The sequence below is a fragment of the Vibrio sp. 779(2023) genome (assembly GCF_033344285.1).
GTDB classification, from domain to species: domain Bacteria; phylum Pseudomonadota; class Gammaproteobacteria; order Enterobacterales; family Vibrionaceae; genus Vibrio; species Vibrio alginolyticus.
In genome coordinates, this window is sequence record NZ_JAWPOM010000008.1 from 80,288 (window position 1) to 92,802 (window position 12,515).

Genomic DNA, 12,515 nt, shown 5'->3' on the forward strand with positions numbered 1-12,515 from the left:
AAAACGGATATAATATGTTCGACTCACTTAAAAGCACCTTTCCCTGGTCTATTATAGCTATCGTTGCTGTATCTGGCTCTGGAGTCGTCGGTGCAAAACTATACAAAGAATATCTCAAAACTACCGGGCCAGCAGTTGTTCAAGGCATTTCCGACAACGAAGCGTACAAAGACTTTGTTGACTGCCTGACGGTGGTAGATTTAGAGCGTTCTAGCTTAATGGAAAAATGCGACAGTTTCTATTTAGAATACCTACCAGCTAAAACAGATCCGAGTTACAAGAAGAAGATCATAGAAGTTCAACAGCTAAAGCCAGAGTGGATTGAACAAACCTACCAGAAATTAACTTGGTTACGATCTGACTATGGACTTCCTGATTATCCACCACTGGAAGACTTATCCAATGGTCAATTGACTTCAGTAAGCAACTGATTTCAAACCTAACAGCACAAGGCAACTTTAAATGTTGCCTTTTTTTTATCTATATTCAAGTAATATTCCCTTACGCAGTCTAGCAGACTATGTAGAACCATGGGTTATTATGTGGGTTTTACTTTAGTACCTCGCTTTGTTTTCGTTAAGCTAATCTTCGAATAATTCATATAAACTCAACAAACAAATAGCACTGTATAAATAGACATGATTATAAAGTGTAGTATAATTTGAGTTATATTACACTTTTTGGCCGTTAAGGTTAGCGTTACAGGTGACAGCGTAACACTTTATTTTTGGAGGTGAACGTGGAGATTACTAAGCAAAATTTACCAATTCCTGCATCCGGATTAGAAAAGATTAAGGCATTAGAACTAGGCAATAACAAAGAAAAAGAAAATCTTTCACGATTTAAAATCCCTTTGCCTGAACTTGACGGTGCAATTGACCCTGATCACCCAAACCTAAAGACAATTCTAGATAACATGGCCATATTCGAGGCTACACGTGGTGGTTTTTCGAAGGCAACACAAAAAAACATGTTTTCCGCTGTTCGCTCTTGGATAAGATTTACTGAGTATATTGAATTAGCCTACGCATTTCCTATACATCCAAGAATGTTTTACTACTGGATACTACACCTTAAAAATGAACAGAAAGTGTCTTATGCGACACTAATGAGCCGAAAGAACCTCATAGCCATATTTTTGAATCAACTAGGATTCGCCAACGTTACTGAAGACAAGCTTATAAAAGACTTTTTCAGGGGTGTAAAAAAGGATATGGCAGAATCTGATTTATCAAAGGTAGAGCAAAAAGTTGCTTCACCATTCAGAGCAAGCGATTTGAACAGGCAGATCGAAATAGTTGGGACACTTGAACAAGCTGGGCCAAAGCTTTTCAAAGACCTAGCATACATGACCATTGCATACTCTACTGCTCTTCGTGAAGAAGAGATCTTTACTTTAAAACGTAAAAACGTCATCATTTCTAGTGACACTGTCACTATAGTGAGGACAAAATCTAAGACATCTGCAGCGCCACCCAAAAAGTCTATCATTGGCAGGTATGCAGGGATCGTAAAGAAATATATTGAACTTGTAGAAAATGGAGTAGAGCTTTACAACCATGTAACCCCTTCAAGACCAGTCGAAGATCAGGAATATTATATTTTTGGTTGGATTCTGAAGAATGGACAGCTTAAGGACCCATTAAAACCTATGAATGGTGTATCCGTACTTAGATTGTTCCGAAAAGCATATGAACGACAAAGTGTATTTAATGGTCGTTGTTGGTCAGGGCATTCGGCACGTTGTGGAGCGGTAGTTGATGGGCATGTCGTTCATAAGATGAATGCAGTCGACCTTATGTCTATTGGTGATTGGACAAATATGGGTACTGTTAAAAGATATCTGAGAGCTACTGGTCACCTAGAAGCTTCTAATATCGAACTACAAAAACACTAAATCAAAGCTACCTGACGCAGAATTCGTTCTTGGTCCAAATCTGGAAACGCAGTAGCGAAGTAGTGTTTTGTAGCCACTTCTAATTGGGCCATAAACTTTATCTTTTGGGCGATGTTTCCTGTAAGGCTTATTGTTTTACCGGAGATGATTGTGCTTACATAAATCGAGCTCTCTTTAAATCCTATAGACAATGGCCCAGTTTGTTGTTGGTGAAACTTTAACTTGAAATCAAGGCATTTAAGGTTTTGAAGAAATAGGGAATAAGCTTGAATAAGTTCAGTGTGAGAAAAGGCAACTGAGATTTTGTTGTTCCAATCACTTGAGCGACCGTTATGTTCTGGGCAAATGTCTACAACAATTGAAATTAGGTTGTTAGCTATGTTTCCTAATCGAATCACCGCTGCACAATTTAATGACTTGTTATAGAGATTAATTTGACTATTTGGGTGGAAGTAAGCGTTTGATTTTGTGGCAGAAGGTTGCACTGATTGTGACTTGCCGCCAACTTCAGATAGACGAACGTCCTGCTTTTGTTGATTAAAGGCGTTCAAACAGACATCATTGCTTTGCAAAGTTGTACTTTGTGGGCTTAGGTGTTTATCGTGTACATTAACAATTCGATCTGAGGTTTTTTCTGATACTACATCCTGATGATTCAGATCATCTGTTATGTCAGAAAACTCGTTGTCTGGTTGAAATTCCCATGAATTTACACTCATATCGCCCCCAAAGTAGTACGTTAGTTGTCAAAAAAATGGCAAATACCCTTGTTTATGTATATCTTATATTGATACATAAGCAAGATTTATAAAGACTGGATTGGTTCCTGGTGAAGCAAAGAGGAGTTACCTTTGCCATCAATAGAACCGATGGGCACAAGCTTAAAACAAAAAATATATGAACCCAATCTCTCTAAAGACATTACCAAATTTTACAAGCTATGTGCTTTCTATTTCAGAGTACTTGCTCTTAAATGTTCTTGAAAATGACAAGAAAATCATAAAGAAAATTCAAAGCGGTGATGAGCTACCTCTACCTGAAATTAAAAACTCTTTAGATCAACGATTTGAAGATCTAAAGTTAGAAATATTTGACTATGAAATCCTTAAGTCAATCGCTATGAATTATCCTCATGACCACTACGCTGAAAAAATCGTGTCTTGTAACTATGACTATCATATGACAATGACCTGGTTCAAGAAGGCTATTCTTCAGTCATCTGTTAGACCACTTGCCTTTGCACAGCTTGAGTTAGGCTAAAAAATGGATTTAGAAAAACTCAAAGTGTCAGTTGAAAAGTTCTCAAGTCAGAACTTTCAAAAACAACAAGATATTCTCCAACTACAAAATAGAATGATCGGCACCATTCTACAAATCAGACTAAGTGCAATACCACCAGCTCGAAGAAGTGAATTCGATAATACCAGTTTTACAAATTTGCCAAGTTTGCTAACAAAATGGCAAGTTAATCCAAATGCTGTACAAGATATCAATTTCTTTCTGAATGAATTTGAGACAAAGTTTGGCAGGAGATTTGACCATATTAGCTTGAAGAGTGTTGAGAAAGCTAATGTACTTGAACCTAGTCAACAAACAATAAATCAGAGGCTAGAATCTTGTATAACTGGACCAGTAAATGAAAAGGACGCCATTGGTATCAAACAACAGCGTCCTGATAATGACTTCGACTTTTCTCGCTAGTAGAGCCCTTCCATAAATGCCTCATCATCAAGACATGCTCTTTCAATTTCCAAGAACTCTTCCATTTTACGTAAGTAATAGGACTGCTCTTCGAAAGTGATTTCATCAAACAAAAATTGATATCCGCTCATAGGTGTAGATGAAACTATCTTAGAGAGAAAGTGCTTTGACTGTTTAGTAAAGCCAGGAGAAACAATAAGCGCCGAAACATTGTTGGCTCTAATTGTTAGAAGTTGAGTTTGGCTAATAATTTCATGTTCTGCGTCTAGCCAACCTCGAGCTACCTTTAACTTTTTCTCTAAAAGCCTAGCGCTAGGGTCTGAAACATAGCTTTCTTTTGAATTAAGCCTAACGTCACGATGATTAATACCTAACCGTGAAACTAATTCAAGATTAGCCTCACGATTGATTAAATATGCCGCACCACCTTCATTCTGTTTTGTAGCGAATATGTCGGAGAACAGTTCGCTGTAATGATTCTTATCCATTAATACTTTCTTATTTTTGAGAATAGACGCAAATAATCATGTGACTTGTATCTAAACATTAACTGCCGTTATGTCTAATTTTCACCCATGAAGAGTGAAACTTAAATAAATTTTCATCATTTGTTGCATATGTGTGAGCTATATCCCTATTTGTAGGTCGCATTACGCAAATATTTCTACAATTTGTTGAGTAATTAGTCTATTGAACCGATATCACTTCTGAGACTAGCAAATTTAAACTAACATTTGACTCAATAATAAGCCTATGCTAGCAGCTTTCGCTATTGTATTTTAGACAAAAATGGCATAGATTTATGCTATTATTTGCTATTAGACATCTTATTGTGTTCGAACTAATTAAAGAAAAAATATTGGGTTTGGCTTCCATACTCATCACTTCTTTCGCTGCTACATATTATTTGTCCGCGAGTTATACATTCGGTGTTTTCACGAGTGCCTTATTTGGCATCGCATATTTGTACTTTATGCAACGGCAACAACAACAATCGGTTAGAAGAAAGGAAGCACAAGCGAAGATACGTGGGTTTGGTTATACAAACTCAATTTCCTCTCAGATAGAAAGACCCTCTAATGCCAGTAGATCTCACAGTTCTCCGACTCTGAATGAACAAAACCCATTTAACTTCTCTGAAGAAGAAGTTCAGGCTTTCAAATTATTAGGGCTACCTATTACGTCCCTCAATATTTCTGAAATCAAGAAAGCCTTCCATCAAAAAGTTAGGTATTACCACCCAGACATTAACCAAAACATCAGTACGGATGAATCAATCATCACTGTTTCAAATCTGAATACAGCTAAAACACTTTGCATCAATGCAACGAAGAGGAAACAAAATGAACGTCTTTAAGCTTTCTAGCATAGCATTCGCTTCTACTCTACTTCTTGGGTGCGCAACTAATGAAGTCAAAGATTTAAGGCACTTAGAAAAGAGCCCTGAAGAAAGGGCTTTTGGCGATCTTGAGCCATATGCAGTTGAAATGCTTGACGAGCTCCGATTGTTAGCAAAAACGAGAAGTGCACATGCACAAGCACTTAAAGGCCCTGAGCAGAGAAGGCAGGAGCGCATGCTCTCTACAATGGTGTTACCTGGTTTTGAAAAGGTTGTTGACTGGAATTGTGATTGTGAAGTCGAAACTGCCGTAAAAGGTATTGCTGAGACAGTAGGTTATGGTTCTGATCGAGTATTTACTTATGGCCAAAAACCACCTGGTGGCGTGTTTGTAAGTATTAAACTGAAGGATCAACCAATAAACGACGCAATAAAGATTATTGACTCTGAAAAGGGTGCCCAGGTAGACATCATGGTCGATAACCGACTTAAGACGATTGTCGTTAAATACTTGGAGACAAAAGCGTGAGAACCAATACTGCTATTTGTTTAATTGCTAGTCTATTTTTCAGTGTTACCACTTTGGCAGATGAATCTAAGCGCACCTATTACAGCTTAAGTGAACTAAAAGATGTAAAGGTTAGACAACAACTAGTAAGCGATGGTGAAGAGGCACTCAGAATTGAGTCGATCCGCGAAAGAGCTGAAGAAGTTGGCAGTGCGAATGGTTATATAGCTACGATGGAGCGCTTAACAGATGTAGTGGATAGCAAGTCTCACCTCTTTGACCGCTTGCTACCTTTCGAGCATCTCATTAACGCTTCTGCAAATCTAAGTTCAGGTGAAGCCAAGTACCTTCGTCCAGGTATGGTAGACAAAGTAGAAGCTCATGCCGCGATAACGCGAGACACAAAAGCTACGATTATCAGGACCGATAATCTTGTCTATCGATTGAGAGAACAACCTAAGCCTGTGTTGAGGAAACCGCATTGGTCTGACTATCTCTACGACAAAAATTCACTTACGCCGACCACATTAATTGACGAACTTTTACCTAGAAATTCAGAAGAATTGGAGATCTTCAACTCAGCTCTTGATGAGGGATGGGCCATGGGCTCAGAACAAGCAATTGCTGAGATGAGAACTCGTGTAATTAATGCTTTTATTGACGCAACAGCCATGATCCGTTACGTGAATTTAGTTGAGTCCGGATATATAGAAAAGCCAGATATGATTATTGAAAATGTAGGAATTACGGTACAAGGAGACCAATTAGGTTTAGGCACTCAGTTCATATCTTTGAGTGGTGAGGCAGTTTGGCAGACAAACTCTGATCTCTATTCTTCACCAGTAATAAAAGACCCTAGGGGCTCTGTACGTAGGGATGCTGTTTCTAAAGTAGAAACTGAAGGCCTTACTCACGACCAAATTAAATCCATTCTCGTTGAAGAGTGACACCTACCATGAATGATATTCCATTAATACCTGTTTCAAGCGAAATGACACAAGTAGATATCGAAACTGTCATATGGAAAGCAATTGAGTACGGTGCTTCAGACATTTTAATAGACTGTAACTATCGAATCAGAATCGATGTAAACGGGCAAATCAGGGAAATCACTGATAAACAAATGCAACCTAACGCATGCCGTAATATTCTTGAATATATGCTCGGCACCAAAAAATCGCTGATTAACAATGTTAATGCAGCTACTCCTACGTTTTTTGCATTCGTTACCAAAAACCCCAATGATCAATCTCAGATTAGGAGTTTCCGCATTGCAGCTATTACCTCAAGGTCACTTGAATATGGAAAGACCTATAAGATGGTTGGTAGGTTGAACCCTAAAACACCAAAGGACGCAGAATCTTTGGGTATAGAGCCGGAGCTAGTCAATCTTGTAAAGCATAACCGTAAAGGTATTCTTATGTTTGTGGGAGGGGTAGGCACAGGCAAAACAACTACTATGGCCGGAATTGTAACTTCAGTGCTAAAAACTCCCAGCCTTGGTAAGCATATCTTAGTTTTTGAGGACCCACCTGAAATTAATTATGAGGGAGTAAAGATTGCTCCTGGTAACAGTATTTCAGTTCATGAAGTAGGTTCAGTTGAAACAGACTCCGATGTTCAAAGTTTTAATCAAGGCCTTGAAGCTGCTCTTCGTCTTCGTCCAGATATCATCGTTCAGGGCGAAATACGAAGTAAAGAATCAATCGAAAACGCATTTAACGCTTCTAACACTGGCAACTTCTTGATGGCTACAATACATGCAAACTCTTGCGAGACAGCGATGAGCCGCATCTACAATATGATAGATGGAGAAAATAAGCTGGCTGTATTAGCTGGTTTTATTAGTCAACTCTCTGGCATTGTCGCTCAGATACTAGTTAGAACTCTCGACGGTGAAAGGATTGCTGTTAGAGAAACCCTATATCTAACTGAAGAAATCAGAGAAGAAATGCTGAAGTGTAAATCTGACACAGAGATATCTGTAGTAGTAAGAAGGCACCTAAAGGAACAAGAGCTTACCTTTTCTCAACAAATCGCAAACCTATATCACAACAGTGAAATTGGGCCAGAATATCTCCTTATGGAATCAGAATAATGGAATATAAACCGAAGCTGGATAGAAAAGCGGTACAAAATGCGATGAAAAGACCACTTTTCCTACTTATGGACGGGTCTACAATCGTCCCGGTTTTGACATTGCCAATAATGTTCAGCTGGAACTACCTTAAAGCCATGTGTGTTTTCTATGTATTAATGTCTTTAATCTCTCTTACCAAAAGGACACCATTAGAGTTTTTTATACACCTCCTGTCAAAATACAACCAAGGCAACAACTTGCCATATCGAAAAAACGAAATTTGGAAGCCAGATAACCGATAAGAAATTGTTCTTATTCGTAGGTTACCTTACAGCTTCGTTTATTGTTTGTTATCCGAAAATGACGTATATTTATCAAAATAATAGGGGTTACTATGATGAAATTAAGATTAATTTTACCTTTACTCGTGATGAGTAGCGCGCAAGCGGGGGTTGTATTTACTGAATACGAGTCAGATACAGCTTATGGTTTAAACGACATCCAATCTAAAGTCGGTTACCAAAATAAATTACCTGCTCACGAAATACTGAATGCTTTAGCACCAGCTGGTTGGCGGGTAAATATTGGACCAGGCATCTCTTCCCACCAATTAGCCTGGGTACCTTCACCTAATTGGCGCAGTGCTGTTGCTAAGATACAGGAACTAAATTCCGGTATTTATATTGTTCTAAATGAACAAGAACGAGTGTTGGCTGCATCCAAAAATCGTGAACACCTTACGTACCTTCAGACACGAACACCAAAACTCTGGACATTAGACCCTAAACTGTCACTTAAAGAGAACTTTGAGGTTTGGAATACAAAGTCCAATATCGACATTATTTGGGGCTCTAAATACGACTTCCCTGTTAAATCACGTTCGGTATTGATTGGTGACCTAACAGGAAGAGACGGAGTCTTAGATAGAGTGCTTAAGGAGACGTTAAAAACAAAAGAACCATTGTGGATTAGTTACAGCCCTGAAATTGGTGCTGCTCATATCCTAAAAGGCGGTTCTACTGAAAAAGGGACTTACCAGTAATGAACAACACATTGAAACTTAAAGCTCTCACACTAACCATTATCGCGCTTGTCAGTGGTTGTAGTACTCCTGGTAAAGATGCCAATAGAGTTGCGACAGCACAGGCAGACGCTGCCACTGAGACGATTCAAAAACACAGACTTAAACCCGGTATAGATCAGAGCGTCTACAGCGAAGACAATAATTACGTTATTCTTGGGGAACCTTTCAAGTTAAAAGAAAGGCAAGACCTTCCAGAGATTTTTCTTACCCCGAGTAAATTCATGTCATATCGCTCTAAACCCCTTAGCGACACGATTGACTATTTGAACAATAAGTATGCCTCGTATGGGGTTTACATTAGCTTTACTAGCGACGCTATCAAGTATCTTAACCAAGACTCTGGAAGTTCCAAAGCAAGCGGTGGTACAAGTGATTCTACTGGTGATGATTTAGACGTTTCGGCACTTTATACAGATACGAACAAAGGGTCACTATTAGATGGCGCAAAAGTGTCTATTTCCCTGAACTTTGAAAAGCACGTTGCTTTAAAGCAAGTGTTGGATGCTATCGCAGCAAAAACCAACCTATGGTGGAAATACCAATCTGATGGTCGTGTATCCTTTTACCGACAAGAAACTAGACACTTTCGGATCGACCAATATGCTGGTAGTACAACTTTAAAATCAAGTATCAATTCGTCTACTAGCGGTGGTCAGCAAGGCGAGGGGACAAGCTCTCAAACTTCGAGTTCTCACTCATATTCATTTGACCGTGACCTAGGGAAACCAATGGACCAACTCCTCAAGGGGATTAAATCCATTGCTTCTGAAGATGCAAAAGTAGAAGTGTTACCTGCACTAAGTATGGTTGCTGTAACTGACACACCTCGAAAGCTGCGAATTGTTGAGAACTTTATTGATGAGTCAAATTCTACTGCTGGAAAGATGATCAGGCTCGATATAGAGCTATGGGAACTGATCACTACAGACGAATCAAATTACGGCATTGAGCAATCTATTAAATACGCTAAGAATGACTTCGAACTTAAAATCGATGGAGTTCCAGTTGGTGATGCAGCTAAGTTAGGTGGTTTAGGGCTGAGTATCGGTGATGGTAGCTTCAAAGGCACTGAAATGGCATTGAAGGCTCTTCAGGGGACTAAATCTCTTTCGCTTAAAAAGTCAATTACGACAACTGTACCAAACAATGATGTTATTCCAGTCCAGTTCGTAAATGAAAAGAAATATGCGGATAAAATCGACCAAAGTGTATCTGGTGATGTTGTAACACAATCTGCAAGCACAGATACAACAACAAACGGTATTGTTTTCTTAGCTTCACCACGTGTTAACTCAGATGGAACAATTGCTGTCCGTATCGTAACTGATGTAAGTACCTTAAATGCAATTGACCCACTAGAAGTTGGTAATACACAACTTCAACTAACAGACAGAACTGTTACTGCCATGGTTAGCGCTAGAAATATCCGTTCAGGCGAAACAATGGTTATGACTGGGTTCGAGCAAGTGATTGACAATGGCCAAAACCAGTCAGTTCTAGGCGATTTGCTATGGATGTTTGGTGGCAATGACTCTAATGCTAAAACACGCTCAGTGATGCTAGTAATTATCACGCCTCATATCGAAAAAGTTTAACCCAATTAGGTCCTTTTATGCAGTCACTAGAAGAACTTGGATTTGATAGGCACTACATCGGTTTAGATTGGTACGAGGTTTCAGAATCCGATAAGACCATCCATATCAAAAATCTGGTTAACAAATACGACGCTACAAATGCAGTAATTGTTGAAGGGTCAACAATTGATGATGCACCAAAATCAACAATCGGTTTCGCTCAAAGCATAACGACAAAATACTACAGCGCGGCGGCAATCGTCGCTCGCGCTATTTGTGTCGATCACCCGAATGCTTTCTTCATACAAAAGCTACCATCCGGTAAATATTGGTATCTTTTGGTAATTGATAAGTGCCCAGCTGGTGGTGAGAATGATTTGGTATTTGAAACGGTGGAAGAAGTTATCCAACAGATCTTCGACCATTATCAAATGTACGATCTTCATCACGTAAAATTACGCTATGTAGTCCCTAATGAGATAACAGAAAATATCTCAGAACTATTTGAAGAGTCACGTTCAGAGTACCAACAGCACTCATATGACGTCATATGTGAAGCTGTACCTAATGAAAAGTTCGCTCAAATTCAAACAATTGAGCAGCTACTCAACACAAACCCTCTATCAAAGATAAAACCATCCCACATCGTATTTGTGGCTCTTGGAATTATATTTTTGATAGGTGTGCAGATATTTAAATCTAACTCCAAGCAAGAGTATGTAATTCCTGACATAGATTCAATGGTGAAGAAAGCATCAAGCAGTACTCTAGCTAAGCAAGCTGAAAACGATTTGAATCATAAAAAAATCGAGAGAATAGACAAGGCAAATGCAACTAAAGAGGAAGCAAAATGGCTTACTCAACGTTTAACCGCATCAGATCCTAAAAAGGTCATTTTGAACCTTAAAGCCTATATTAACTCTCTTCCTGTTGATGTTGGTGGATGGTTCCCAATGACTGTCGATCTCGTTACCAAAGGAATCATTACTAGAGACTCATCAACAGTAGACAAACCAGCAGACCAAGAGTTTTTTCATGAGACGACCGTTTTGTGGAAAAACGGAGGGACAACGGTTGCCAATTTTAGAGACAACATCGAATTCGATGGAACTATCACTTATTCACTCTCTGGAGAAGAGATTACTACGTCTCAAATAGTACCGCTTCCTAAACCAGACCATTATTTTGATGAAAGTGACGCTTTTATCTTCATAAAGGAAACTCACGGCCACTACCTAGACTTACTAACCTTCATTCAGCAACAAGCAGAGAAGACACATGGAAGACTGTACGGAGCGATTTCAGCAAACCGCAAAACAGAAAGGGAGATCCCTTTTAAAAACGAAACATATTCCACTGAAGTAAGAAACCCACAAATAGATTACACCGTTGTGAATGTACAACTTTCGTTAAGTGGGTTTGGTTGGGCATTTAACTATTTGGACCAACTAGCTAACGATATCGACAAATTTAAAAGCATGATTATACAGAGCATTTCGATAAATCTGGAAACAGAAGAGATCGTTCTTAAGATGCAGTACATACACGAAAGTAGCATTCTTAATCAACAAGACAAAGAGGTTTCATTACGTGAAAATTAATACTATTACCCTATGCATCGCGACCCAATTGTTGAGCTTTACAACTTTTGCAAATGATCAATCCGGGCAGACTTACCAAGACATCCAAAAACAACGAAGCCTCTCTATAGAGGAAAACAAATCACTCTCGCAAAATGAGTTGATACGAGCCCAAAAAGAGCATGCTAATAAGATGTTAATGCTTGACAATCAGTATCAGCAGCTTTTGATAGAAAATAACAAATTACTAAACGGTGGGTCTGAACCGAAAAAAGAGAAGGCATCGGATGAAGAGCGTTTAGCAAAATTCCAGGAGGAGACTAGGACAAAACGTAGAGCTCAACGAGAAGCTGAAGTTAATGCTCTGCTAAACGAAATGGAAAAACAAATCTTCGTTACAGATATTTATGAGATAGCTGGTCAGTTGAAAGGTGAGTTTTGGCATAAGGGGGCTATCCAAACTTTAAAAGAAGGGGAGAGCTTTGGGGACTGGTATGTAGATTCACTGTCATTTCAAGGCGCTGTAGTCATGCCTTTCGATTATTCAACTCACAAAATGGACAAATCAAGAGCACGACATATCACGGTTAAAACCTCTGACGAAGCAATTGACCGCTTTAAGAAAGCGCAAACATTCCGAGACCGTATTATCGAGCAGAAGATTGGGGAGCTTTCAGAATCAAGTATGTTTGGAGCCCCGGCGCCTACATTAATTAATGACTCTCCCTCTCAAGGTTTAATGTTCAAGTGAG

The 12,515-nt window shown here is 39.0% G+C and carries 14 protein-coding genes; 12 read left to right on the forward strand and 2 right to left on the reverse strand.

Annotated features, from left to right (window positions below):
- The first annotated feature begins 14 nt into the window (after positions 1-14).
- Both R8O70_RS12150 and R8O70_RS12155 read left to right on the forward strand, forming a co-directional pair.
- A complete protein-coding gene (locus R8O70_RS12150) occupies positions 15-431 on the forward strand; it encodes a hypothetical protein (protein WP_025634104.1) in 417 nt (138 codons plus the stop codon).
- Between the two features lie 308 nt (positions 432-739).
- Positions 740-1,897 (forward strand): tyrosine-type recombinase/integrase, encoded by a 1,158-nt coding sequence (locus R8O70_RS12155; RefSeq protein ID WP_213899644.1) that lies wholly within the window; start codon positions 740-742, stop codon positions 1,895-1,897.
- On the opposite strand, the gene R8O70_RS12160 is transcribed toward R8O70_RS12155, so the two are convergent.
- Positions 1,894-2,616, reverse strand: coding sequence for a hypothetical protein (locus tag R8O70_RS12160; RefSeq protein WP_213899643.1), 723 nt, complete (start codon positions 2,614-2,616; stop codon positions 1,894-1,896). The genes R8O70_RS12155 and R8O70_RS12160 overlap by 4 nt on opposite strands.
- A 178-nt stretch (positions 2,617-2,794) precedes the next feature.
- Between R8O70_RS12160 and R8O70_RS12165 the strand changes: the two genes are divergently transcribed.
- Positions 2,795-3,157 (forward strand): hypothetical protein, encoded by a 363-nt coding sequence (locus tag R8O70_RS12165; protein WP_025634109.1) that lies wholly within the window; start codon positions 2,795-2,797, stop codon positions 3,155-3,157.
- A gap of 3 nt (positions 3,158-3,160) precedes the next feature.
- Positions 3,161-3,598: a hypothetical protein gene (locus R8O70_RS12170; protein WP_025634110.1), complete on the forward strand. Its 438-nt coding sequence runs from the start codon at positions 3,161-3,163 to the stop codon at positions 3,596-3,598.
- Here the strand turns inward: R8O70_RS12170 and R8O70_RS12175 are convergent.
- On the reverse strand, positions 3,595-4,086 hold the full coding sequence (locus tag R8O70_RS12175; RefSeq protein ID WP_213899642.1) for a hypothetical protein: 492 nt from the start codon (positions 4,084-4,086) through the stop codon (positions 3,595-3,597). The genes R8O70_RS12170 and R8O70_RS12175 overlap by 4 nt on opposite strands.
- 344 nt (positions 4,087-4,430) lie before the next feature.
- Between R8O70_RS12175 and R8O70_RS12180 the strand changes: the two genes are divergently transcribed.
- The 8 genes from R8O70_RS12180 to R8O70_RS12215 all read left to right on the forward strand — a co-directional run bounded on the left by R8O70_RS12180 (position 4,431) and on the right by R8O70_RS12215 (position 12,514).
- Positions 4,431-4,955: a J domain-containing protein gene (locus tag R8O70_RS12180; protein WP_213899641.1), complete on the forward strand. Its 525-nt coding sequence runs from the start codon at positions 4,431-4,433 to the stop codon at positions 4,953-4,955.
- Positions 4,942-5,466: a DotD/TraH family lipoprotein gene (locus R8O70_RS12185; RefSeq protein ID WP_025634114.1), complete on the forward strand. Its 525-nt coding sequence runs from the start codon at positions 4,942-4,944 to the stop codon at positions 5,464-5,466. The genes R8O70_RS12180 and R8O70_RS12185 overlap by 14 nt, the downstream gene beginning before the upstream one ends.
- Positions 5,463-6,392, forward strand: a complete 930-nt coding sequence (locus R8O70_RS12190; protein WP_025634116.1) for a type IV secretory system conjugative DNA transfer family protein — start codon at positions 5,463-5,465, stop codon at positions 6,390-6,392. The genes R8O70_RS12185 and R8O70_RS12190 overlap by 4 nt, the downstream gene beginning before the upstream one ends.
- An 8-nt stretch (positions 6,393-6,400) precedes the next feature.
- Positions 6,401-7,543 (forward strand): ATPase, T2SS/T4P/T4SS family, encoded by a 1,143-nt coding sequence (locus tag R8O70_RS12195; RefSeq protein WP_025634117.1) that lies wholly within the window; start codon positions 6,401-6,403, stop codon positions 7,541-7,543.
- Between the two features lie 376 nt (positions 7,544-7,919).
- Complete coding sequence (locus tag R8O70_RS12200; RefSeq protein ID WP_025634121.1) at positions 7,920-8,567, forward strand: hypothetical protein; 648 nt, start codon at positions 7,920-7,922, stop codon at positions 8,565-8,567.
- Positions 8,567-10,204 carry a hypothetical protein gene (locus R8O70_RS12205; RefSeq protein WP_025634122.1) on the forward strand — a complete coding sequence of 546 codons (1,638 nt, stop codon included), beginning with the start codon at positions 8,567-8,569 and terminating at the stop codon, positions 10,202-10,204. The genes R8O70_RS12200 and R8O70_RS12205 overlap by 1 nt, the downstream gene beginning before the upstream one ends.
- Before the next feature lie 17 nt (positions 10,205-10,221).
- Positions 10,222-11,784, forward strand: coding sequence for a hypothetical protein (locus tag R8O70_RS12210; RefSeq protein ID WP_025767022.1), 1,563 nt, complete (start codon positions 10,222-10,224; stop codon positions 11,782-11,784).
- A complete protein-coding gene (locus R8O70_RS12215) occupies positions 11,774-12,514 on the forward strand; it encodes a hypothetical protein (RefSeq protein ID WP_069489435.1) in 741 nt (246 codons plus the stop codon). Before R8O70_RS12210 ends, R8O70_RS12215 begins: the two co-directional genes overlap by 11 nt.
- Position 12,515: the final 1 nt, after the last annotated feature.

What these genes read in the sequence shown, in the direction of transcription:
- R8O70_RS12150 (WP_025634104.1), top strand. Translation starts at nt 15, where the DNA reads ATGTTCGACTCACTTAAAAGCACCTTTCCCTGGTCTATTATAGCTATC.
- R8O70_RS12160 (WP_213899643.1), bottom strand. Translation starts at nt 2,616, where the DNA reads ATGAGTGTAAATTCATGGGAATTTCAACCAGACAACGAGTTTTCTGAC.
- R8O70_RS12165 (WP_025634109.1), top strand. Translation starts at nt 2,795, where the DNA reads ATGAACCCAATCTCTCTAAAGACATTACCAAATTTTACAAGCTATGTG.
- R8O70_RS12170 (WP_025634110.1), top strand. Translation starts at nt 3,161, where the DNA reads ATGGATTTAGAAAAACTCAAAGTGTCAGTTGAAAAGTTCTCAAGTCAG.
- R8O70_RS12175 (WP_213899642.1), bottom strand. Translation starts at nt 4,086, where the DNA reads ATGGATAAGAATCATTACAGCGAACTGTTCTCCGACATATTCGCTACA.
- R8O70_RS12185 (WP_025634114.1), top strand. Translation starts at nt 4,942, where the DNA reads ATGAACGTCTTTAAGCTTTCTAGCATAGCATTCGCTTCTACTCTACTT.
- R8O70_RS12195 (WP_025634117.1), top strand. Translation starts at nt 6,401, where the DNA reads ATGAATGATATTCCATTAATACCTGTTTCAAGCGAAATGACACAAGTA.
- R8O70_RS12200 (WP_025634121.1), top strand. Translation starts at nt 7,920, where the DNA reads ATGATGAAATTAAGATTAATTTTACCTTTACTCGTGATGAGTAGCGCG.
- R8O70_RS12205 (WP_025634122.1), top strand. Translation starts at nt 8,567, where the DNA reads ATGAACAACACATTGAAACTTAAAGCTCTCACACTAACCATTATCGCG.
- R8O70_RS12210 (WP_025767022.1), top strand. Translation starts at nt 10,222, where the DNA reads ATGCAGTCACTAGAAGAACTTGGATTTGATAGGCACTACATCGGTTTA.